This is a genomic window from Kribbella qitaiheensis (assembly GCF_042657745.1).
In the GTDB taxonomy this organism is placed as follows: Bacteria; Actinomycetota; Actinomycetes; order Propionibacteriales; family Kribbellaceae; genus Kribbella; species Kribbella qitaiheensis.
The window spans coordinates 421881-441934 of the sequence record NZ_JBHSKE010000034.1 but is presented as its reverse complement, the minus strand read 5'-3'; the positions used below and the strand labels follow the sequence as shown (position 1 = coordinate 441934).

Sequence of the window (20054 nt, the reverse complement as noted above, 5' to 3'; positions counted from 1 at the left end):
CTGTCCTGACCCGAAACTCAGGACCAATTCGCCCTGCCCACTTGACAAGAAGGCCCTACATATCAGCCTCGATCCACCGTTGGCCGGTGGTCGCGTGGTGTGGGGCGCTGAGGTGGGTCGGGGGCGGGCCGTGGGCGTGGGTGAGTGGCTGACCTTGGAGATCTACGATGCGCCCGCGCAAGTTACACGCTTTGCGCGGTATTGCCGATCTGGTAGTGCGAAGCTGGCGGATCATCTCGACCTCCTTGCTGTGCTCGACATCGCCATAGACCGATGAGATAGCGATGCTGCCGATGACGGATAGCACGATGACTGCCATCCCGGCACCCGCCGAGAACCCGGGCGACCGCAGGGACCGCCGACACAACCAGGATTGCGAGTTTCGCCCCGACGTGGCGCCTCCGCGGTGTGAGCGACCGCTTGTCGAAATGTCGCACGAAGGCCGTGTCGTCGCGGCGCAGTCCACTTTCAATCTCGGCCAGTTGGCGCTGCTCGGCGTCCCTGGTCAATGGAATATCTCCCCTTACGTGGCTGGGTCTCAGTTGGCAGCACGCCGGTCGTGTCGCGTTGAGTTTGGGCGACGCGGGCTTGCCGACGGTTGCGAACATCGCGACGCGCCGATCAGGCCGCTTGCGAGTGCGAGCAGGACTAGCTGGGCGCGGGTGTCGAGCCTGAGCTTCCGCATGATGTGTGCGCGGTGCGTATCGACCGTTCGCCGCGAGATGTAGAGCTTCTTGCTGATCTCCTGGTTCGTGTAACCGAGCGCGAGCAGATGGAGAACCTCGCGCTCACGATCGCTGATCGGTTCGAGCGCCGGCTGCCGATCCGCGATGACGAACTGCGCTCCCAGATCGGGATCGACGTAGCGTTCGCCGGGGCGACCTGGCGGACCGCCTTGATCAACTCGGTGTCAGACGTTCGCTGGGGCACATAACCGCGCGCGCCGGCGGTGATCGCCTGCCGTACCGACGTCGGTTGGGTGTGCGACGAAACGACCAAGACCTTCGGCGCCGGGACAGTCTCAGCAGGCCCGGAATGATGTCGGAGCCATTCCTTCGTGGCAGGACCAGATCGAGCAAGACCACATCGGGCCTGCAAGGCATGTGTCTTGATGACCGCCTGCTCGGCGGTGCCGGCGTAGCCGACGGGTACGGTCCCCGTCTTCGTGCTCAAGCCGAAGGCGCAGCGACGAACGGAAGCGCGCGTGGTCGTCGACGAGGAGGACCTGGATCATCGGTCGGCCTGGGTGAGGACAAGTACGGCGCGCGTTCCACCGCTGGCTCGCGGCTTGAGCTCCAGCACGCCCCCGTACCGGGCGGCCAGGCGACGGCACAAGGCGAGGCCCAGGTGACCACCGGTCGCGTAACGGTCGGTGCACCCGAGCCCGACGCCGTCGTCATCGACGACGAGCACACGCCGATCCCCGCGAGCAACCGCCGAGACAAAGATGCGGCCTGCGCCCGCCGCGACGGCGTTCGCCAACAGGTTCCGTAGCACGATACGAAGGGCAGCCGGCGAGATCGGGAATTCGCCGGTCACTGTTGTGATGACCTCAGCGCGAATATCTCCAAGGTCGGCGGCGGCCTGTCGCACGCAGTCGGCTCCCTGCGCTGCGCCACCATCAGCTCGATCGGCGCGCGTCGCCGCGAGGATCGAGTCGACTATCTCTAGCGCCCGCATCAGGACCTTGCGCGGTTCGTCGCTCATCAGGACGGATAGGAGCGAAGACTTCACGTCGTGCGCAACGAGTGCCGCGAAATCCTCCAGCGCCTCGTTCTTTCGAGCAAGCCGGGCGGCATGCTCGGCAAGCTGCGCCCCAGTCAAGCGGTCGTGCACGCCCTGCCGTCGCGAGAACGTAACGTCACGGCCCTCGCGCCAGTCCGTGTAGTAGCCATCCGTGCCGTCTTTCGCAGCTGTCGTGCTCATGACATGGGTTCTCATTCTTCTCTGAAGCGACCCGTGCGGTGCGCTGATGTGACAACCCTCGCGCCGATCGGCGCGCGTCGTCCCCGGGGATACCCGGGTCGACTCCCCTGGTTGAGCCCGGGGACGTGCTCCGGTGGGCCGGGTGGTGAGTAGATCCAACTGTCGGGCATCGCGGGTTGGCGGCTGATCCTGGAGTGCCACAACCTGGGAACCTGGATGCAGGCTCACAGTGGCTGGCATGGGGCGGAGGCGTGGAACCGCATGTCCGCCGAAGCGGGTCACGTCGACGCAATGAGTCGGCTCGGCCATCGTCTAAGCGGACGCGGTGACTACGCTGGGGCCGAACACTGGTATCGCAAGGCCGCTGCCTCGGGCGACCTGATGGCGATGAACTCTCTAGGGGTTATGCAGCAACAGCGCGGGGACTTCGCCAAGGCCGAGGCACGGTTCCGCAAAGCGGCCGAAGCCGGCCTTGACTACGCGATGAACAACCTCGGCAACCTGCTTCTCGATCGGCCTGAACACCAGCACGAGGCCGCGCATTGGTACCGCAAGGCGGCCGAAGCTGGCCACAGGGACGCGATGAACAACCTCGGAGTCGTACTGAGTTGGAGCGGTGAGCTCGACGATGCCGAACGATGGTTCCGCGAGTCGGGCCTTCCCTACGCGCTGGACAATCTTCGTCAACTACAAATCAGACGCGAGGGGAGCAGGGATTAGTCTTGTGACCGCCGAAGCTGCTGTCGCTCATGGCGACGGCGCTCGAGTTGGCCGCTGGCAGAACACGGAACCGCTTTCGGGTTCATAATTCTTTGGCCCGTGCCGATGTGGAGACGGCCGAGGCGGCAGTCATCCAGGCAGGATCTGCCGCGCCTGTGGCATCGAGCCTCAAGTCTGGGTCTTCGGCTGCTGCTGCGTGGCAAGGATCGTCCCACCGACCGTGCAGAGCCCGTCGGTCGAGATCTGGACGACGATCTTGTCGGGGTACAGCCGCGACACGGTGTCGAAGGCGTCCGCAACCGGCGCTGTTGTGACCAGGAACATCGTTGGCGGGTCGCCATATTCATCGTGCGCCGTGCCGTCGACCTCGGCAGGGGCTGACAGCGGGGCCTCTCGCTTCGGTGGGAGTGCAAACGCCAGGTAGCGACGAAGTCGCGCACATCGCAGGCCGGGCGTCGCTTGACCTCGGAACCGAGTTCGGTGGCAGGGTGGAGCGCATAGTCGCGGAAGCCCGGCTGGGCTCGGGCGTACTTCTCGGTGGTCAGCGCACAGATGAGGGCTTGGTTTGATTGCCTGCCACCTCGAGCATCACGACGTGACGGTCGGACGCACTACCTTGGACTCTCACAGTTGTGTGCGACACCATATCGGTCAGGTGCAGCGAGGGTCCTTTGTCTTTCGGCGGGGTCAGGCGAAGGACGACGAGGAAGCCGATGCGGATGTCCGCGGCCTGGTAGCTGACGGTCTGCTTGATGTATTTAGCTTTGTCCTGGATCGGGACTGCGCTGTCATCCGCCTTTAGTTCCAGGTAGAAGTGGAAGCCGGAGAACTGGACTTGGATGTCGACGCGGCCTGCGCCGACCTCGTGCACCTCAACATTCGTGAGGCTGCTGAGCGGCCCAGCGGAGAGCCAGTCGTAGAGGTCGGTGTGTAGGTCCTGTTCGTTAGCGTCCGGGCTGAACAGGTACTTCATGGTCGACTCTTGTGTTCAGACGCCGCGCCACGAATTTGATGACCTGGTCGAGAACGGTGGTCGCGGCCACCATCACTTCGCCGGCGAAGTCCTCACTCTCCGAGAGGGCGGCGAGCATACGCTTGCGAACATTGGTAACGAGTAGGTCGGGATCGAGGTCGGCCGCAGCCTGTCGATCCGCAATGTCAGCAGCCAGCGCGGCCAGATCCGCTGGATCGACGTTGGAAAGAGCATCGCTGACAGCAATGTGGGGTCGGAGGAGTTCTTCCAGCAGGGGTGGGATTGTCGCGGCCTGCTCAGACGATTTTCCCGGCGGCTCCGCCGTAGTGAGCATGCTCGCCCGAGCCGCCCGGCGGTGAGCACGACGGCCAGCAGCCGCCATTTCTGCGGTTTGGTTCTCATGGCATCCGGGGGCCTCTCCTGATGGGCGGTTGGTGAGGGCGCAGGGGATCACGGCTGCCAAGAAATTGCAGAGAAACTCTGGAAGTTGCTCGCCTTTTGCTAAGTTCTTGCGCAGCGCTGGCTCATTGTTACGGCACGGCTACGCGAGCGTCAACGGTTCGTGACGGTCAATCGGTCGAGGTGTCCGAGCTGAACCAGCGGACCGGCCGGAAGGTGAGCAGGATGACGAGGTTGTCCGGGTCGCCGAGTTCGCCCTGGACGTAACCCTGCGCGTGCTCCTCGGGCATGTAGCGCCGCGCGATCGTCAGCATCTGCTCGGGCGTCGGCGGAGCGACCGTGACGAGTTCCGCCTCGACGGTCACGTACGCCGGCGGCATCGCCTCCCGCTGGACGACCAGCGTCACCACGCCGGCCTCCTTGATCCGCTCGATCCGCTTCGGCGCCCGCCGCTGGGTGCCGGTGAACATGGTGATCTCGCCGCCCGGCTCGTAGGCATAGAACGTCGGCACGCTGGTCGGTGCCTGGCCGGCGCCACCTGCCACGCTCAGGACGCCCACGTGGGGGTCGGCCAGAAACTCTTCGCGCTGCTGCTTCGTCATTGTTGTCATGTAGTAAGCTTCATAAAAGCAAGCATGATCTGTCAAGTAGAGTAGGCAACATGACGACCAAGACCTACGGCCAGTACTGCGGGGTCGCCCGCGCGCTGGAACTCGTCGGGGAGCGCTGGGCGCTGCTGATCATCAGGGACCTGCTGGTCGCGCCGAAGCGGTACACGGATCTGCGCGCCGGGCTGCCGAAGATCCCCACGAACGTGCTCGCCACCCGGCTGAAGGAGCTCGAGCAGGCGGGCATCGTCACCCGCCGGATCCAGCCCAGGCCGTCCGGCGCGATCGTCTACGAGCTCACCCCGTACGGCGCCGATCTCGACCAGGTTGTGCTCGCCCTGGGCCGTTGGGGAGCGCGGTCACTCGGCGAGCTCAGACCGGGCGAGATCGCCACGGCGGAGACGCTGGTGATGGCGTTGCGATCCACCTTCGAGCCGGGGGACGCCAAGGCGACGTACGAGTTGCGGTTCGGCGAGGTGGTCGTGCACGCGATCGTCGACGGGGAGTCACTGGAGGCAGCGCCGGGTCCGCTCCCGGACGCGGATCTCGCGATCGAGGCCTACGCGCCGCTGAGCCCGTTGCTGAATGGGGAACTCGACGCCAAGGCGGCCCTCAAGGCGGGCATCGTCAGCACCAACGGATCCGTTGCCGCCTTGGCCCGCTTCGCCAAGCTCTTCCGCATCGGCCCGACACCTGCTCCCAACTAGCCCGACTGGCCGCTGCCGCGTCCTCTCCCTGAACGGCGCACGCTTCGACGAAACGTGCGCCGTTCAGGGTCCAGCGGAGGATCGGTCAGTGCTTCGAGGCAGTCTCGGCGCCGGCGCCGGTCAGGGCGCGGACGGAGAGCTCGTTGTAGCGGTTCGCGCTGGTCTTGTCCGTGCCCAGGTAGGTGCCGACCACGCCGAGCAGGAAGCCGAGCGGGATCGAGACGATGCCCGGGTTGGACAGCGGGAACCAGGAGAAGTCCGCGTCGGTGATCATCGAGGTCGGCGTGCCCGAGACGACCGGCGAGAAGATCACCAGCACCACGGCGGAGATCAGGCCGCCGTAGATGCTCCAGACCGCGCCGGAGGTGTTGAACCGCTTCCAGAACAGGTTGTACAGCAGGGCCGGCAGGTTCGCCGAGGCCGCGACCGCGAAGGCGAGCGCGACCAGGAACGCGATGTTCAGCTTCTGCGCCGGGATGGCCAGCCCGATCGAGATCGCGCCGATGCCGATCGCGGCGAACCGGGCCACCCGGATCTCCTCCTTCTCGGTGACCTTGCGCTTGGCAATGACATTGACGTACAGGTCGTGCGCGAACGACGACGCCGAGGTCAGCGTCAGGCCCGCGACCACCGCCAGGATGGTGGCGAAGGCGACGGCCGCGATCAGCGCGAGCAGGATCGCGCCGCCGATCGAGCCGGCGCCACCACCGACGACCTCGGCCAGCAGTACCGACGCGGTGTTGCCCTTCGCGGCCGCCACCGCGCTGTCCTTGCCGGTGTCGAGCAGCGCCGCGGCGCCGAACCCGAGGGCCAGCGTCATCAGGTAGAAGGCGCCGATCAGTCCGATCGCCCACTGCACCGATCTCCGGGCTGACCTGGAGTCCGGCACGGTGTAGAAGCGGATCAGGATGTGCGGCAGACCCGCGGTGCCCAGGACCAGCGCGAGGCCGAGCGACAGGAAGTCGATCTGGCCGACGAGGTCCTTGCCGTACAGCAGACCCGGCTGCAGGAACGCCTCGCCCTTACCGGACTTCTCGGCGGCGGCGCCGAGCAGCTCGGACGGGTTGAAGTGGAACTTCAGCAGCACCAGGAAGGTGATGAGCAGAGTGCCGCTCATCAGCAGCACGGCCTTCACGATCTGCACCCAGGTGGTGCCCCTCATGCCCCCGATGGTCACGTAGATGATCATCAGCGCGCCGACCAGCACGATCACGCCGGCCTTCAGGGTGTCGCCGGTGACGCCGAGCAGCAGGCCGACGAGCGTACCGGCGCCGACCATCTGGGCCAGCAGGTAGAAGATCGAGACCACGATCGTCGAGGTCGCGGCGGCGGTCCGGACCGGCCGCTGCCGCATCCGGAAGGCGAGCTGGTCGGCCATCGTGAACCGGCCGGAGTTCCGCAGCAGCTCGGCGACCAGCAACAGGGCCACCAGCCAGGCGACCAGGAAGCCGATCGAGTACAGGAAGCCGTCGTACCCGAAGAGCGCGATCTGGCCGGAGATGCCGAGGAAGGACGCGGCGGACATGTAGTCGCCGGCCACGGCCAGGCCGTTCTGGGAGCCGCTGAAGTTGCGGCCGGCGGCGTAGTAGTCGGCGGTCGTCTTGTTCTGCCGGGACGCCCACCAGGTGATGTAGAGCGTGACGGCGACGACCGCGGTGAACAGCGAGATGGTGAGGGCCTGGTTACCCGGCTCGGCGTCCGCCAACGGGACGAGAAGACTGGTCACCGGCGGCGCTCCCTCTTGTACTTGGCGTTCAGCCCGCTGGCCAGCGGGTCCAGCCTCCGGTTCGCGAACCGTCCGTACAGGGCCGCGATCAGGAAGGTCGAGACGAACTGGAGCAGCCCGAAGATCAGCGCCACGTTGATGTGCCCGACCACCTGGTGACTCATGAAGTCACGCGCCCAGTTGCAGCAGGCGACGTACAGGAGGTACCAGGCCATGAACGTGATGGTCCAGGGCACCACGAAGTTCTTGTACCGGCGTTTCAGCTCCTGGAAGTCGCGCGCCTCGTGCACAGCCTCATACGCACGAGCCTCGCGGTCGTGCACTACTTCCTCAGACATCTGCACTGCACCCTTCGGTCGGAAGGCGAACAGGTGCACGTTAGCCGTTTGTCGAGCGTTTGTGACCGAATGCAACCAAAACGTTTCAGGTCACAGCGGTGGTGCGAGGGGCGCGTCCAGGGTGCGGCGGTAGTTGGCGAGATCGCTGGGCCGGGTGCGGTAGCAGTTGGTGAAGTACGGAACGCGCAGCGGCTCCGGTGGCCTCGCGGTGCTGTCGTAGATGGCGTCGATCTGCTCCAGCACCGACTCCCGCCGGGACTCGGTCAGCACGGCGACCCGCGAGTGCGACTGGGCGAGTTGCCGCAGCCCGTTGCGGTCCAGGTCGTGCCAGTGCCGGAACCGGGCCGTCTCCACCATCGAGAACAGGTCCGACTGGAGCAGGATCGGCATCGGGTCGAACTCGTCGTTCCCGGCCAGGAAGTCCTCGCCGATGATCGCCCGGTGCAGCCGCCTGACCCAGGGGACTACTGTGTCGTGGTTGTTCCAGAGCAGTCCCAGTACGCCGTGCGGCCGCAGTACCCGGGCGATCTCGGGCAGCGCGCGGGCGTGCTCGAACCAGTGGAAGGCCTGTCCGACGAGCACCGCGTCCACCGAGGCGTGCGCCAGCGGGATGGACTCGGCGGCTCCGACCATGGTGTCGATGCCGGGAACGCGCCGGCACAGCGCGAGCATCTCCTCGGACGGATCGACCGCGACCACGTCGTGCCCGAGCGACGCGGCGGCCTTGCTCAGCTTGCCTGTCCCTGCCCCGAGATCGAGGATCTGGAGCCGGCCGGGACCCAGGATCCAGGTCAGCGCGTCGGCAGGGAACGTCGGCCGGCCCGCGTCGTACGCGGCGGCGACGGCGCCGAAGGATCGCGCGCGACCGGCATCAGGACCTGAGTCATCGGTGGTCATCACGGCAAATCATGCCGTAGCCACCGCCTTGCGGGGCGTTACTCGCCGAGCTTCTTCTGTTCGATGTGCGCGTTGAGCGCGGCGAGCTCGGGGTGCGCGGCCATGATCTCGACCAGATCGGCGCAGTTCAGCGTGGTCGCGGCGTAGTCCTCGATCAGCGTGGTCAGCAGCAGCCGGTCGTCTTCGGTGTCCAGCGTCAGCCGGTACTGCGAGCCGCCGCCCTGCCACGGGAGGTTGAGCAGGCGGACGTCCCCGCCGCGGTTCTGGTGCAGGTACGACGTGACGTGCTCGCGGTCGGCCTGCAGGGTGGCCCGGGCCTCGGCCTCGAGCAGCTGGGGGACCGAGAACACCTCGTAGTCCATCCCGCGCGGGTAGGTCCGCTCGAGGCAGTTCGACACGTACAGGTTCTCGTCGTTCTCGGCGCGGTACCGTTCGACGCCCGCGGCAACGACCTCCTCGTCGATCAGCGGGCAGTCCGAGGTGACCCGGACGACCGCGTCCAGCTCGTGTTCGCGGGCCGCGCCGGCGAATCGGGAGAGCACGTCCAGCTCGCTGCCACGGAAGACCGGGACCCCGGCCTCGCCGGCCAGCGCCACGATCGGCTCGTCGTCGGCGTTCGTGGTGGTTGCCACGATCACCGGAAGCCCGGTGCGGGCCAGCCGGTCCAGGTGGTGCTCGAGGAAGGTCCGCTTGCCGGCGGACAGCAGCACCTTCGCGGGCAGCCTGGTGCTCGTCGCGCGGGCCTGGGTGATGATGCCGATCTTCACGAAACCGCCTTCAACGTGGTCCACCTGAACAACTCACGGATCTCCGCCGGACCGGCTAGGTGCTCGACACCGAGCTCGGTATCGGTGAACTCCCGGGCCTGGTCGAGCGGTACGTACGGCTGGTTCATCTCGGGCCACAGCCGCTTGATCCGGGCCTGGCCGCCGAAGGACGGATGCTCGTTCTCCAGCAGCATCGGGTCGCCGTACACACCGGGCTGCAGGCCCAGGGAAGCGCCGTACAGGACGGCGGAGCTGAGCCGGTTGGAGGCGACGCGGCGGTGTTTGCGGACCTCGCGGAGCTGCTTCAGCAGGAAGTCCGCGTCGGTCCCGAGCCAGTGCAGCCCGCGGTACCCGTGGGTGATCACCCGGAAGCCGGCCTGCTGGTAGACCTGCCGGATGGCCGGGTTGTCGTACTCGTTCCAGTACAGGCAGACGGTGACCGGGCCCTTCTCGTGCTCGTTGATCGAGGCAACGATCCGGCCGTGATCGCCCAGCACGTGCTGGCCTTCCCAGCCGTGGAACGGGTAGAAGATGGTGCCGGCGGCATCTTTGGCCGGGGTGGCCAGCTCCGGGTGCACCTTCAGCAGGTAGAGCCAGGTGGCGCCGATCACCGAGTAGTTGCGCAGCCCCATCGACCAGCCGCGCCGCCGGACGCTGTCGGACCAGACGAACTTCGGCATCCCGTCGACGAAGGCGGTGCCGAACGCGAACCCGTCGAGGATGTTCCAGCCGTGCTGCAGGTAGCCCCAGATGCCCGGCGCGCCGGGCAGCCCGGCGTACGAGGCCATCACGTGCGCGTGGCCGTAGAAGTGGTTCGCGTGGTGCATCAGCGACCCACCCTGCGGCGAACCCGCCTGACCCTGCGGCGAGCCCGTCTGACGACCACCTTCGCCGGGTTCATCACCGCGATGCCGATCCGGTACGCACGCGACCGGCGGATGCTGCTCAGCTGACGCTCGAAGTAGATGGCCTGCGTGGCTGCCTCGGACAGCTCCTTGGTGAGCCGGGCGATGGTGGCGACCTGCTCCGCACTCCCGACCGGCTGCGGCTGCTTATTGCCTGGGGCAACGGATGCCCAGAGTGCCTCTGTCAGAGTGATTCCGGCCATCGACGCGAACAGCGCGGTCAGGCCGCGGGTGCTCTCGCCGACCGTCCACGACTGCCTCGATCCGGCTTCCAGTGAGCGCCGCACGAAACGCGCCAACTGCGAGACCACGAGGGCCTCGCCGCGACCCTCCACCGGCTCGCCGTCCCCGAACACCTGGTACGACGTACCGTCGACGATCACGTTGTCCGCCGACGCGATCGAGGCGATCTCGGTGTCCTGCGCCAGCAACCACGACACATAGCCGGGCACCGTACGCCGGATCGCCGCCTGGTCGTCGACCCGGAGGGCATCGAGCAGGTACTCCTCCAGCAGGATGCCCGAACCCGTCGGCACGGCATCACCGGGCAACACGTCAGGCACGTCGGCGGCGCCGATCACGAAGTACCAGCCCGGGGCCAGTTCCGTGCCGAGGCCGGCGGCGATCGCGTCCTGCATCAGGCGGTACGGATCGGACATCATCGGGCCGGTGTACCGCGACGCGACCGCTCGGGCGATCGTCACGCCGGCCAGCGGGGTATCGGTCCCGGTCAGCGCGACCGAGGGGTCCGCCAGGTCCGGATAGACGGCGTACGTCGTCGCGGACGTGCCAAGGGCGTCCTGGACAGCCTTGAGCCCGGCCGGAGGTTCGACGCTGCCGAAGAGGTCGCGGGGCCAGGCCTGGTCGTTCGCGACGGTGGCCAGGTTCGGCTGGATCAAGCGCTCGATGCCGAAGGAGTTCTCGGCCGCGAGCAACAGCCTGCCCTCGGGCGCCAACCGCTTCCTCAGTGCGGCGAGTGCGTCGAACCAGGTCAGTACCGGGGTGTCAGGTCCCACCAGCCGATGCAACCCGTCCAGCGCCACGATCACGTCGTACGCGTCTTCGGAGCTGAAGCGGTCGAGGGCTCCGCAGTAGACGCGACCGGGGATTCGGGCGGCGATCTCTTCAGCGTCCGGAGCGGACCGGACCAGCGCGTCCACGGAAGCGGTCGCGCCGACAACCTGCTCGAGCAGGTCGAGCGAATGCGGACCGGCCACCAGCACGGAGTCCGTGGGCTTCAACACGGCGTCGAGCAGAGCGGCTGGAACGCGACCGCCGGTCGCGGGACGTCCGTTGAGAGGAGTGAGGTCGGACCAGTTGAGCATCTCGGCGCCGACCATGACCAGACTCGTCACTGGACCAGCTTAGTCAACGTGTCGATCACCCGGTCGACGTCGGAGTCGGTCAGGTCCGGGAACATCGGCAGCGAGATCTCCTCGCGGTAGAACTGCTCCGCGTTCGGGCACATGCCGCGCTGGTAGCCCTGGTTCGCGAACACGGGGTGCCAGTAGACCGGGATGTAGTTCACCTGGACGCCGATCCCGGCCGCCCGCAGGCCTTCGAAGACCTCCCGCCGGCGGCCGCCGAGGACGCGGACCGGGTAGAGGTGCCAGGCCGGGTCCACGTCCGCGCGCTGGACCGGAGTACGGAGGCCGTCGACCGCACCGAGGGCCTCGTTGTACCGCGCGGTGATCTCGGCCCGGCGCTGCTTGAACGCCGCCAGCCTGCGCAGCTGGGACAACCCGAGCGCGCAGGCGATGTCGGTGAGGCGGTAGTTCACGCCGAACTCGTGAACTTCCTGGTGCCAGGGACCCTCGTCGGTGATCTCGAACCGCTCGGGGTCCCGGACCAGTCCGATGAAGTGGAACTCGTGCACCCGCTGCCCGACCGCCGGGTCCTTGGCGACGACGGCGCCACCCTCGCCGGTGGTCAGGTTCTTGGTCGGGAAGAACGACAGTGTGGTCACATCGGCCAGGTCGCCGACCGGGCGGCCGCGGTAGAAGCCGCCGACCGAGTGTGCGGCGTCGTCCAGCGTCATGGCGCCGACCGAGTCCGCGATCGGCTGCAGGGCGTCGTAGTCCGCCGGGTGACCGGCATAGTCGACGGCCGCGACCACCTTCGTGCGCTCGGTGACAGCGGCCTTGACGGCCGCCGGGTCGAGCAGCGCGGTGTCCTCCTCGACGTCGGCGAAGACCACCTTCGCGCCGAGGATCGCGGCGCAGGACGCGGTCGCGACGAACGTCATCGGGGTGGTCACGATCTCGTCGCCCGGGCCGACGCCGAGCCCGGCGTATGCCATGTGCAGGGCGGCGGTGCCCGACGTGCAGCTGACCGCGCGGTGGCCGCCGGTCAGCTCGGAGATGGCGGTCTCGAACGCCGTGACGGCGGGTCCGGTGGTGAGCCAGTCGCCGCGGAGGACGGCGGTGACCGCCTCGATGTCCTCCGCCGAGATCGACTGGCGGCCGTAGGGAAGCATCGGATCAGACATCGCTCTCTAGGATCTTGCGGATCTCGTCGATCGTGTACCACTGGTCGTTGGTGTCGGAGGCGTAGTGGAAGCCGTCGGGCACCGGGGTGCCGTGCGGCGGCGGGGTGTAGCCCCAGGTCGCCAGGTCCGGCTGCAGCACGTAGCGGTTACCGATCGCGAGCGCGCGGCGGCCCTCCTCCGGGCTGATCATCTCCTCGTGCAGCTTCTCGCCCGGCCGCAGCCCCACGTCGTGCATCTTCGCGCCCGGCGCGATCGCCTGGGCCAGGTCGGTGACCTTCATCGACGGGATCCGCGGCACGTACAGCTCGCCGCCCATCATCTGCTCGAACGAGTCGACCACGAACTCGACCGCCTCCGGCAGCGTGATCAGGAACCGGGTGCAGCGCAGGTCGGTGATCGGCAGCGACTGGCCGGCCGCGTGCAGGGCCCGGAACTTCGGGATGATCGAGCCGCGGCTGCCCATCACGTTGCCGTACCGAACCACGCTGAAGCGGGTGTCGTAGGCGGCCGCGTAGTGGTTGCCGGTGATGAAGAGCTTGTCGGCGGTCAGCTTGGTCGCGCCGTACAGGTTGATCGGGCTCGAGGCCTTGTCGGTGGACAGCGCGACGACCTTCTTGACGCCGGAGTCGATGGACGCCTCGATCACGTTCTGTGAGCCGACAACGTTGGTCTGGACGAACTCCCACGGGTTGTACTCCGCGGTGTCGACCTGCTTCAGCGCGGCCGCGTGCACTACATAGTCGACCTTGTGCATCGCCCGGTTCAGCCGGGCCCGGTCGCGCACGTCGCCGATGAAGAACCGCAGCCGCGGGTCGTCGCCGAAGTACCCCCGAACCTCCCACTGCTTCAGCTCGTCGCGGCTGAAGACGATGATCCGCCGCGGGTCGAGCTGGTCGAGGGCGAACCGGATGAACGCCTTGCCGAAGGACCCAGTGCCTCCGGTGACGAGGATGTCTGAGCCGGTGAGGATGGACACGTCGGGTGACCCTTCTTATGTGCGTTCTGGACCGCGCGACCATGCCACGCAAGTGGCTACCTTAGCTGGAGGCTCCAGCAGGACCGGATACGGTCTGGGGCGTGACTGGACAGAGGCGGGTCGGAGTCAGGTGTGACGTGGGGCCCAGACGGGGCATCGGACACGTGATGCGGGGCCTGGCACTGGCCGAGGAATTGCGGCTGCGCGGGGCCGAAGTGGTCTTCGTCTGCGACAGCCACACGGTGCCCTGGGCGAACGACCAGATCCTGGCCCGGGGCATCCAGGTGGAGCCAGCCGTCTGGACCGCCGAGGAGCACGTGGAGCTGTTCCGGCGGCTTGAGCTGGACGCCGTCGTCTTCGACTCGTACGACCTTCCGGGCGAGGTGTTCACCGGAGTGCGCAGGTCCGGCATTTCCACCCTCGCGATCGTCGACGGGGACTTCCGCGGCGCCGAGGCCGACGTGTTCGTGGACCAGAACCTGGGCTCCGAGCTGGACCAGCCGGAGCTCCCCGAGGGCGCGATCCGGCTCGCCGGCCTGGACTACGTGCTTTTGCGTGACGAGATCCTCACCCTCCGTCCGGTCGAACCACCCGAGCCCCGGCGGTACGGCGTACCGAAGGTGTTCGCGTTCTTCGGGGGCACCGACGCGTACGGCGCCGGTCCTTACGTCGCGGCGGCCCTCGCGGCGACGGGGGAGCCGTTCGAGGCCCTCGTGGTGGCTCCGGACGACGACCTGGCCGAGGCGATCACCGCAGTACCGCTGAATCCTGGCCAGCGGGTCGAGGTGATCGGCCCGACCTCCCAGCTCGCCAGGGCCGTGGTGGCCTCGGACCTGGTCGTCAGCGCGTCCGGTACGTCGACCTGGGAGTTGATGTGCCTCGGGGCGACGGCAGGCCTCGTGTGCGTGGTGGACAACCAGGAGATGGGCTACGAACGGGCGGTCGCCACCGGCGCGGCTGTCGGAGTCGGAGTGCTCTCAGACCTGAAGGCAGATCCAGCCGCGGCGGCCGCCGTACTCCGGCCGATCCTCACGGATCCGGTGGAACGCGCCAGGATCGCCGAGGCCGGCTGGAAGCTGGTGGACGGTCAGGGCAGGGTCCGAGTCGCCGACGCCCTGTTTCACCTGATCTCGTAGACGGTGGCATGCCGGAGCCGCACGAACTGCTTGAGGTGTCACCCAGTGCAGTTCAACCAGTGCAGTTCCTCAGGGCGGTTCATTCGGAGCGATTCATTCAGGGCAGTTCGTAGACCAGTGCGTCGGAGGCCTTGAAGCGCAGCGTGGCGAAGGCGCCGAGGTTGGGCGACAGGAGCGTCTGGGTGGGGTCCGCGTAGAGCCAGCGGACGCCGTACTTCTCCCGCAGCACCCGCAGGTTGTCCCGGCTCGGGGAGATGAACGCGCGGTCGTTCTCCTCGAGTCTCGCCTGGTCCCAGAACGGCAACCCGTTCGGGCCCAGCCCGGTGCCGGCGACCAGGTCGTTGAGGGTGTTCGTGTAGGCCCAGCCCTCCAGCAGCACGTGCCGTTCGGTCAGCGCGGAGATCCAGAAGTGCCGGGCGTCGCAGCCGTTGGTGTTCTTCATCGCGCAGTGCGCGTTGGTCGCGATCAGGTCACCCGGGGCGGCGTGGTCCTTCAGCCAGAGGGCCGCGGCGGTCTGGCTCCGGCTCGGGCCGAGCAGTTGCTTGTCCGTCTGCGGCGCCAGCGATACCGGGGCGTACTCGGTCATCGCCTGGAGCGGCAGGAACAGGCCCGCGCCCATCCCGGCGAGGACGAAGGACGCCATCGCGATCCTGGTCGGACGGCCCCTGCGGTTGGCGACCCGCTTCCACACCACGGTGACGAGCACCGCGACCAGGGCGAGAAGGCAGATCGTCCACAACCACGGGCTGATCAGCCCGGTCAAGGACCCGTCCGGTTTGCGGAAGGGTCTGCCATCCGACGGGAGTGCCTTGACGATCGCGCGAGCCAGCGCGGTCGCGCCGATGCCACCCACGATCGACGCGAGCACGGCGAGGTCAGACCGCCGGTCGGCGAACCAGAACACCAGCATCCAGGCGCCCGCCGCGGCCAGCGCCGCGATGATCGGTACGGCGGTGCGGTGGAAGTACAACTGGCTCGTGCCGGGCTGATCCGTCAGCACCATCCCGCTGAACCCGGCGATGGAGATCCCGACCAGGAAGATCATCCCGGGATCGCGGAACCAGCGAGCCGCGGTACCGGTGAGGACGAGCAGACCGGCCGTGCCGAGGACCAGGCCGAGGCAGGTGGTGATCGCGGTGATCCACATCGCGGTGTGGTCGAGCTGGCCGGGCGGCAGGGCTTCCGCGACGAGCGGATAGACGCCGACCTTGGCGAAGGTGATCCACGGTTTCACCGCCAGTCCGGACGAGTGCATGCCGAAGACCACCACGATCGAAGCCGCGAACAATCCGCCGAGTACGGCCGCTGTGAGCAGCGCGACCTTGGCGAACCGGCCGTAGCAGAGCCGGACGAAGACGACCAGCGCGAGCCCGCAGATGATCAGCGGCAGCACGGTCGCCTTCGACCCCGAGGCCGCCGCGGCGATCACGACGAACAGGACCCAGGTCCCGGGCCCGCTCCGGCCCCGCAGCAGGTCGATGCCGATCACCGCGAGCAGCACGATCAGCGCGCCGCCGAGGTTCTGCGTCGGGCTGCCCCAGACGTAGGTGATGAGCCCTTCGGCCGGCAGTGTCACCGACGGGTACGCGTTCACCGTGCCGCCGATCGAGGCGACCGCGATCGCCAGCGGACCGGCCCAGCGCGATCCCGGAGCCAGCCGGTCGGTCAGCGCGAAGATCAGCGCGGTCCCCGCGAGCAGCAGCGGCACCCAGCCGATCGTGTAGACCAGATCGGTCAGGTTGATCCCGGTCGCCCAAGACACCGCGGCCGTGAACTGGTGCCAGAAGTAGTGGTAGTCCATCTGCTCGCCCTGCACGTACGGCGCTTGCAGGGGGAAGTCGGACCTCGCGCTGGCCGCGAGAGCCTGGTGGAACGCCATGTCGGGCGAATTGGACCGCGCATCTGTGTACGGCGCGGGCACGAGATTCCGGTAGCGCCCGATCCCGTACAAGGGCAGGGCCAAGGCCAGAGCGACTAGCCAGGCGGTCATGGGGCTCACCGGCCGCTCGACCCGGCTGAGGATGCGCGGGCGCCACGACGGCACGCAGACAGCGGCGATCACCACGGGCGCGGCCCACAGCCAGGCCCACTCCTGCAGGCCGATCGGTGCGAGGGCCATGTAGACCAGCAGGAGCACCGAGACGCCCACCAGGGAGCCGGCCGCGATGTCCTCGATCAGGTTGTGCCGGAACGGGCTGGCCAGCCGCCACAGGATCGTGCCCGGCAGGGTGATGCCGAAAATCCAGAACCGCACCAGCGACACGATGCTGTCGGCGGACGCGTGCCCGGCCATCAGCCAGATCGCCAGCCAGGCCACCGCGAGGCCGGCGGCGGCCTTGACCAGGTGCGGGACGAGAGGCTGCCAGGACGGCCGGCTCTTCTCCCGCTCCGGGGCGCCTGGGCGGCTGGGCGCGATGCCGGTCACGGTTGACACGAAGGCAGGGTATCCGTGCTGGGCCCCACGCCGAGTAATCTCACCGCAAGGAGGTCCGCATGCCAACCAGTCACCCCGTGCTGTCCGTCGTCGTGCCGATGTACGACGAGGAAGAGGTGCTGCCGATCTTCTTCGAACGGATGCACCCGCTGCTCGACGGGCTCGGGATCAGCTACGAGGTGCTGGTCGTCGACGACGGCAGCCGCGACGCCACGGCCACCCTGCTCCGCGAGGCCGGCGCCACCTGGCCGCAACTCCGGCTCGTCCGCCTGCTCCGGAACTCCGGTCACCAGGCCGCCCTGTCCGCGGGGTTCCGCCGCGCTCGCGGTGACTACCTGGTCACCATCGACGCCGACCTGCAGGATCCGCCCGAGGCGATCGCGGAACTGCTCGCCACCGCGCGGGAGAAGGACGTCGACGTCGTGTACGGCGTACGGTCCGACCGGTCGAGTGATTCCTGGCCCAAGCGGACCACGGCTCGCATGTACTACCGGCTGATGTGTCGCCTCGTGGGCATGGAAATACCTTTCGACGCCGGCGATTTCCGGCTGGTGTCGCGCCGCGTGGTGGAAGCCGTGAACGGGCTCCCCGAGGACGGCCGGGTGTTCCGGCTGGTGATTCCGTGGCTGGGATTCCCGAGTGCCGAGGTGAAGTACGTTCGCGCCGAGCGGGCGGCAGGCGTGACGAAGTACAACTGGTCGAAGATGTTCAGGCTGGCCTTCGACAGCGTGACGGCGTTCTCGGCCGCTCCGCTGCGGTTGGCCACCTGGCTCGGGTTACTCGGCGGGCTGCTCTGTATCGGGGTGGTGGTCGCTGCCCTGATCATCAAGCTGTCCGGCAACAGCGTCCCCGGCTGGACGTCGACAGTGCTCGCGGTCGGGGTGATCGGGGCGATCCAGTTGCTCTGCCTGGGGCTGCTGGGGGAGTACGTGGCGCGGCTGTTCCAGTCGAGCCAGCGGCGGCCGCAGTTCCTGGTGGGTTACGACAGCCTGGAGGACCCCGGGCACCACAGTTACGCGGAGGCGATCGACGGGCAGTCGCCGGAGCAAAGGTAGGCTCCCTGCCTATGCCGGACCTGTCACCGATCCCCTTCGTCAAGGCATACGTGGCGGGTGACGAACTCGTCTACGTGAACCAATCCTTCTCCTCGGCCGCGGTTTCGGGCGACGGCCCATTCACCGCCCGGGCGACGGAGTTGATCACCAAACTCACCGGTGGCGTCGGCTCGCTGCTGACCACGTCGTGCACGCACGCGCTGGAGATGACCGCGCTGCTGCTCGACCTGGAGCCGGGCGACGAGGTGATCATGCCGTCGTTCACCTTCGTCTCCACCGCGAACGCCTACGCGCTGCGCGGCGCCGTACCGGTGTTCGTGGACATCCGGCCGGACACGCTGAACCTCGACGAGACGCGGATCGAGGCGGCGATCACCGGGCGGACCAAGGCGATCGTGGTGGTCCACTACGCCGGGGTCGCCGCCGCCATGGACGAGGTGCTCGCGATCGCCGCGAAGTACGGACTGCCGGTGATCGAGGACAACGCGCACGGCCTCGGCGGCTCGTACCACGGCCGCCCGCTCGGCTCGCTCGGGCTGATGGCGACGCAGTCCTTCCACGGCACCAAGAACGTGCACTGCGGCGAGGGTGGCGCGCTGGTCGTCAACGACGCCGACCTGCTCGCCCGGGCCGAGGTGATCCGGGAGAAGGGCACCAACCGCAGCCAGTTCTTCCGCGGTCAGGTCGACAAGTACCGCTGGGTGGACATCGGGTCCAGCTATCTCCCGGCCGATCCTCTGGCCGCCTTCCTGGCCGCTCAGCTGGAGCACTTCGACGAGATCCACGCGCCGCGGCTGGCCTGCTGGCAGCGCTACGACGAGGCGCTGGCCGACTGGGCCGGGTCGCACGGCGTCGGCGTACCGACTGTTCCCGCGGGCTGCGTGCATCCCGCGCACATGTACTACCTGCTGATGCCGTCCCACGAGCACCAGCAGGGCCTGATCGCCCACCTCCGTGAGCGCAACATCAGCGCGCCGTTCCACTACGTTCCGCTGCACTCGTCCCCGGCAGGCGAGAAGTACGGCCGGGTCGGGCCGGGTGGTTGCGCCGTCACCGACCGGGTGAGCGGCTCGTTGGTCCGGTTGCCGCTGTACAGCCAGCTCACCGAGGAGGAGCAGAACCGAGTGATCGACGGAGTGCACTCCTACTCGTTCAGTCCGGCATGACCTGGTACGACGCCCTCGAGGCGGGTGAGCTGACGATACGGCCGGGTGACTATGAGTCCCGGCGGTTCGGCGTCTCCGTCGACCGGATCTCGATCTCGGCCTCAGCCGGTACGCCGCTGCCGGAGGTGCTCGCCGCGGTCGACAAGTCGACGGCCGACGTGGTGATCCTGCGCTATCCGGCCCGCGACGTCTCGTGGTTCGCGGCGCTGGCGGGTGGTCCGCGGACGGCGCTGCTCGCGGACAGCCTCGTCTACTGGTCACTCCCTGTCGGCAAAGGCCGCCGCCCGGCGCCGCTGGCCGGGTTCGCCGCGACGCTCGAGCCGGCGGTCGACGACGACCTGGTGGACGACCTGGTGGACGACCTGGTCGGCGACATCTTCGGCGACTACGGGAACCACTACTGCGCCAACCCGCTGTTCGCGCGGGACCAGGCGCTCGCGGGGTACCAGGAGTGGGCCCGGCGCAGTGTCGAGGACCAGGGCGCGGTCGTACTGCGAGGCCCGGACCGGCGGGTGCTCGCGCTCGCTACGGTGGACCAGCAGCGGTCGTGGACCGAGATCGAACTGGCCGGCGTGGTCCCGGCCGAGCAGGGTCGTGGCCGGTACGGGCACCTGCTCGCCGCCGTTGAGGACGCCGCGACCTCCCGTCGGCTCGTCATTTCCACCCAGGGCCACAACACCGGGGTACAAAGGGCTTGGGCACGTTATGGGTTCGAGCCGATCTACACGCTGCTGACGGTCCATCTGGTCGGGCCCGACCTACCGCTGACACCGCGTCAGTAATCAGAGACAGACTGCTAGCATCATTGACCGAAGTCGACTGAGCCGAGGAGA

24 protein-coding genes are annotated in these 20054 nt (G+C 67.9%); 8 read left to right on the top strand and 16 right to left on the bottom strand.

Annotation, left to right across the window (positions count from 1 at the left end; genetic code table 11):
• Positions 1 to 277, top strand: a 277-nt coding sequence (locus tag ACFPJ1_RS24665) for a hypothetical protein (protein WP_380107380.1), incomplete at its 5' end; no start/stop codon positions are given.
• On the opposite strand, the gene ACFPJ1_RS24660 is transcribed toward ACFPJ1_RS24665, so the two are convergent.
• A complete protein-coding gene (locus ACFPJ1_RS24660) occupies positions 183 to 608 on the bottom strand; it encodes a DUF3040 domain-containing protein (RefSeq protein WP_380107364.1) in 426 nt (141 codons plus the stop codon). The genes ACFPJ1_RS24665 and ACFPJ1_RS24660 overlap by 95 nt on opposite strands.
• Positions 539 to 772 carry a response regulator transcription factor gene (locus ACFPJ1_RS24655; protein ID WP_380107372.1) on the bottom strand — a complete coding sequence of 78 codons (234 nt, stop codon included), beginning with the start codon at positions 770 to 772 and terminating at the stop codon, positions 539 to 541. The genes ACFPJ1_RS24660 and ACFPJ1_RS24655 overlap by 70 nt, the downstream gene beginning before the upstream one ends.
• Between ACFPJ1_RS24655 and ACFPJ1_RS24650 the strand changes: the two genes are divergently transcribed.
• Positions 698 to 934, top strand: a complete 237-nt coding sequence (locus ACFPJ1_RS24650) for a hypothetical protein (RefSeq protein WP_380107363.1) — start codon at positions 698 to 700, stop codon at positions 932 to 934. The genes ACFPJ1_RS24655 and ACFPJ1_RS24650 overlap by 75 nt on opposite strands.
• A 296-nt stretch (positions 935 to 1230) precedes the next feature.
• On the opposite strand, the gene ACFPJ1_RS24645 is transcribed toward ACFPJ1_RS24650, so the two are convergent.
• Complete coding sequence (locus ACFPJ1_RS24645) at positions 1231 to 1926, bottom strand: sensor histidine kinase (protein WP_380107361.1); 696 nt, start codon at positions 1924 to 1926, stop codon at positions 1231 to 1233.
• A 261-nt stretch (positions 1927 to 2187) separates the two neighbouring features.
• On the opposite strand from ACFPJ1_RS24645, the gene ACFPJ1_RS24640 reads away from it, so the two are divergent.
• Entirely contained in the window at positions 2188 to 2646 is a 459-nt protein-coding gene (locus tag ACFPJ1_RS24640) for a tetratricopeptide repeat protein (RefSeq protein WP_380107360.1), read from the top strand.
• Positions 2647 to 2814: 168 nt separating this feature from the next.
• Here ACFPJ1_RS24640 and ACFPJ1_RS24635 read toward each other — a convergent pair whose 3' ends face one another.
• The 4 genes from ACFPJ1_RS24635 to ACFPJ1_RS24620 form a co-directional block, all read right to left on the bottom strand.
• Positions 2815 to 2970, bottom strand: coding sequence for a hypothetical protein (locus ACFPJ1_RS24635; RefSeq protein ID WP_380107358.1), 156 nt, complete (start codon positions 2968 to 2970; stop codon positions 2815 to 2817).
• Positions 2971 to 3187: 217 nt separating this feature from the next.
• Positions 3188 to 3619, bottom strand: coding sequence for a hypothetical protein (locus ACFPJ1_RS24630; RefSeq protein WP_380107356.1), 432 nt, complete (start codon positions 3617 to 3619; stop codon positions 3188 to 3190).
• Positions 3591 to 3953: a hypothetical protein gene (locus ACFPJ1_RS24625; protein WP_380107354.1), complete on the bottom strand. Its 363-nt coding sequence runs from the start codon at positions 3951 to 3953 to the stop codon at positions 3591 to 3593. Before ACFPJ1_RS24625 ends, ACFPJ1_RS24630 begins: the two co-directional genes overlap by 29 nt.
• A 235-nt stretch (positions 3954 to 4188) precedes the next feature.
• Positions 4189 to 4629, bottom strand: coding sequence for a pyridoxamine 5'-phosphate oxidase (locus ACFPJ1_RS24620; RefSeq protein WP_380107352.1), 441 nt, complete (start codon positions 4627 to 4629; stop codon positions 4189 to 4191).
• A 50-nt stretch (positions 4630 to 4679) separates the two neighbouring features.
• Here ACFPJ1_RS24620 and ACFPJ1_RS24615 point away from each other — a divergent pair, with 50 nt between their 5' ends.
• Positions 4680 to 5333, top strand: a complete 654-nt coding sequence (locus ACFPJ1_RS24615; RefSeq protein ID WP_380107350.1) for a winged helix-turn-helix transcriptional regulator — start codon at positions 4680 to 4682, stop codon at positions 5331 to 5333.
• Positions 5334 to 5418: 85 nt separating this feature from the next.
• On the opposite strand, the gene ACFPJ1_RS24610 is transcribed toward ACFPJ1_RS24615, so the two are convergent.
• The 8 genes from ACFPJ1_RS24610 to pseB form a co-directional block, all read right to left on the bottom strand.
• Positions 5419 to 7059: a solute symporter family protein gene (locus tag ACFPJ1_RS24610; protein WP_380107349.1), complete on the bottom strand. Its 1641-nt coding sequence runs from the start codon at positions 7057 to 7059 to the stop codon at positions 5419 to 5421.
• Positions 7056 to 7397: a DUF485 domain-containing protein gene (locus tag ACFPJ1_RS24605; protein ID WP_380107347.1), complete on the bottom strand. Its 342-nt coding sequence runs from the start codon at positions 7395 to 7397 to the stop codon at positions 7056 to 7058. Before ACFPJ1_RS24605 ends, ACFPJ1_RS24610 begins: the two co-directional genes overlap by 4 nt.
• Before the next feature lie 90 nt (positions 7398 to 7487).
• Positions 7488 to 8294: a class I SAM-dependent methyltransferase gene (locus tag ACFPJ1_RS24600; protein ID WP_380107346.1), complete on the bottom strand. Its 807-nt coding sequence runs from the start codon at positions 8292 to 8294 to the stop codon at positions 7488 to 7490.
• 38 nt (positions 8295 to 8332) lie between these two features.
• Positions 8333 to 9061, bottom strand: a complete 729-nt coding sequence (locus ACFPJ1_RS24595) for a cytidylyltransferase domain-containing protein (protein WP_380107345.1) — start codon at positions 9059 to 9061, stop codon at positions 8333 to 8335.
• On the bottom strand, positions 9058 to 9888 hold the full coding sequence (locus tag ACFPJ1_RS24590; protein WP_380107344.1) for a hypothetical protein: 831 nt from the start codon (positions 9886 to 9888) through the stop codon (positions 9058 to 9060). The genes ACFPJ1_RS24595 and ACFPJ1_RS24590 overlap by 4 nt, the downstream gene beginning before the upstream one ends.
• Positions 9888 to 11321 (bottom strand): methyltransferase domain-containing protein, encoded by a 1434-nt coding sequence (locus tag ACFPJ1_RS24585; protein WP_380107342.1) that lies wholly within the window; start codon positions 11319 to 11321, stop codon positions 9888 to 9890. Before ACFPJ1_RS24585 ends, ACFPJ1_RS24590 begins: the two co-directional genes overlap by 1 nt.
• Complete coding sequence (gene pseC, locus ACFPJ1_RS24580; protein ID WP_380107340.1) at positions 11318 to 12454, bottom strand: UDP-4-amino-4,6-dideoxy-N-acetyl-beta-L-altrosamine transaminase; 1137 nt, start codon at positions 12452 to 12454, stop codon at positions 11318 to 11320. The genes ACFPJ1_RS24585 and pseC overlap by 4 nt, the downstream gene beginning before the upstream one ends.
• Positions 12447 to 13430, bottom strand: coding sequence for a UDP-N-acetylglucosamine 4,6-dehydratase (inverting) (gene pseB, locus ACFPJ1_RS24575; protein ID WP_380107338.1), 984 nt, complete (start codon positions 13428 to 13430; stop codon positions 12447 to 12449). Before pseB ends, pseC begins: the two co-directional genes overlap by 8 nt.
• Positions 13431 to 13567: 137 nt before the next feature.
• Between pseB and ACFPJ1_RS24570 the strand changes: the two genes are divergently transcribed.
• Positions 13568 to 14566, top strand: coding sequence for a PseG/SpsG family protein (locus ACFPJ1_RS24570; RefSeq protein ID WP_380107336.1), 999 nt, complete (start codon positions 13568 to 13570; stop codon positions 14564 to 14566).
• A 97-nt stretch (positions 14567 to 14663) separates the two neighbouring features.
• On the opposite strand, the gene ACFPJ1_RS24565 is transcribed toward ACFPJ1_RS24570, so the two are convergent.
• On the bottom strand, positions 14664 to 17000 hold the full coding sequence (locus ACFPJ1_RS24565; protein WP_380107335.1) for a hypothetical protein: 2337 nt from the start codon (positions 16998 to 17000) through the stop codon (positions 14664 to 14666).
• 59 nt (positions 17001 to 17059) lie between these two features.
• On the opposite strand from ACFPJ1_RS24565, the gene ACFPJ1_RS24560 reads away from it, so the two are divergent.
• Genes ACFPJ1_RS24560 through ACFPJ1_RS24550 form a run of 3 tightly spaced genes read left to right on the top strand, consistent with a single transcriptional unit; the run spans position 17060 to position 20003 of the window.
• Complete coding sequence (locus ACFPJ1_RS24560; RefSeq protein WP_380107333.1) at positions 17060 to 18055, top strand: glycosyltransferase family 2 protein; 996 nt, start codon at positions 17060 to 17062, stop codon at positions 18053 to 18055.
• 11 nt (positions 18056 to 18066) lie between these two features.
• Positions 18067 to 19221: a dTDP-4-amino-4,6-dideoxygalactose transaminase gene (rffA, locus tag ACFPJ1_RS24555; RefSeq protein ID WP_380107332.1), complete on the top strand. Its 1155-nt coding sequence runs from the start codon at positions 18067 to 18069 to the stop codon at positions 19219 to 19221.
• Entirely contained in the window at positions 19218 to 20003 is a 786-nt protein-coding gene (locus tag ACFPJ1_RS24550; RefSeq protein ID WP_380107331.1) for an N-acetyltransferase, read from the top strand. Before rffA ends, ACFPJ1_RS24550 begins: the two co-directional genes overlap by 4 nt.
• Positions 20004 to 20054: the final 51 nt, after the last annotated feature.

Excerpts from the sequence above, each read along its gene's own strand:
- ACFPJ1_RS24660 (WP_380107364.1), bottom strand. The coding sequence starts at position 608 with ATGTTCGCAACCGTCGGCAAGCCCGCGTCGCCCAAACTCAACGCGACA.
- ACFPJ1_RS24645 (WP_380107361.1), bottom strand. The coding sequence starts at position 1,926 with ATGAGCACGACAGCTGCGAAAGACGGCACGGATGGCTACTACACGGAC.
- ACFPJ1_RS24640 (WP_380107360.1), top strand. The coding sequence starts at position 2,188 with ATGTCCGCCGAAGCGGGTCACGTCGACGCAATGAGTCGGCTCGGCCAT.
- ACFPJ1_RS24635 (WP_380107358.1), bottom strand. The coding sequence starts at position 2,970 with ATGTTCCTGGTCACAACAGCGCCGGTTGCGGACGCCTTCGACACCGTG.
- ACFPJ1_RS24630 (WP_380107356.1), bottom strand. The coding sequence starts at position 3,619 with ATGAAGTACCTGTTCAGCCCGGACGCTAACGAACAGGACCTACACACC.
- ACFPJ1_RS24625 (WP_380107354.1), bottom strand. The coding sequence starts at position 3,953 with ATGCTCACTACGGCGGAGCCGCCGGGAAAATCGTCTGAGCAGGCCGCG.
- ACFPJ1_RS24620 (WP_380107352.1), bottom strand. The coding sequence starts at position 4,629 with ATGACAACAATGACGAAGCAGCAGCGCGAAGAGTTTCTGGCCGACCCC.
- ACFPJ1_RS24615 (WP_380107350.1), top strand. The coding sequence starts at position 4,680 with ATGACGACCAAGACCTACGGCCAGTACTGCGGGGTCGCCCGCGCGCTG.
- ACFPJ1_RS24605 (WP_380107347.1), bottom strand. The coding sequence starts at position 7,397 with ATGTCTGAGGAAGTAGTGCACGACCGCGAGGCTCGTGCGTATGAGGCT.
- ACFPJ1_RS24600 (WP_380107346.1), bottom strand. The coding sequence starts at position 8,294 with ATGACCACCGATGACTCAGGTCCTGATGCCGGTCGCGCGCGATCCTTC.
- ACFPJ1_RS24590 (WP_380107344.1), bottom strand. The coding sequence starts at position 9,888 with ATGCACCACGCGAACCACTTCTACGGCCACGCGCACGTGATGGCCTCG.
- pseC (WP_380107340.1), bottom strand. The coding sequence starts at position 12,454 with ATGTCTGATCCGATGCTTCCCTACGGCCGCCAGTCGATCTCGGCGGAG.
- ACFPJ1_RS24560 (WP_380107333.1), top strand. The coding sequence starts at position 17,060 with ATGCCAACCAGTCACCCCGTGCTGTCCGTCGTCGTGCCGATGTACGAC.
- rffA (WP_380107332.1), top strand. The coding sequence starts at position 18,067 with ATGCCGGACCTGTCACCGATCCCCTTCGTCAAGGCATACGTGGCGGGT.
- ACFPJ1_RS24550 (WP_380107331.1), top strand. The coding sequence starts at position 19,218 with ATGACCTGGTACGACGCCCTCGAGGCGGGTGAGCTGACGATACGGCCG.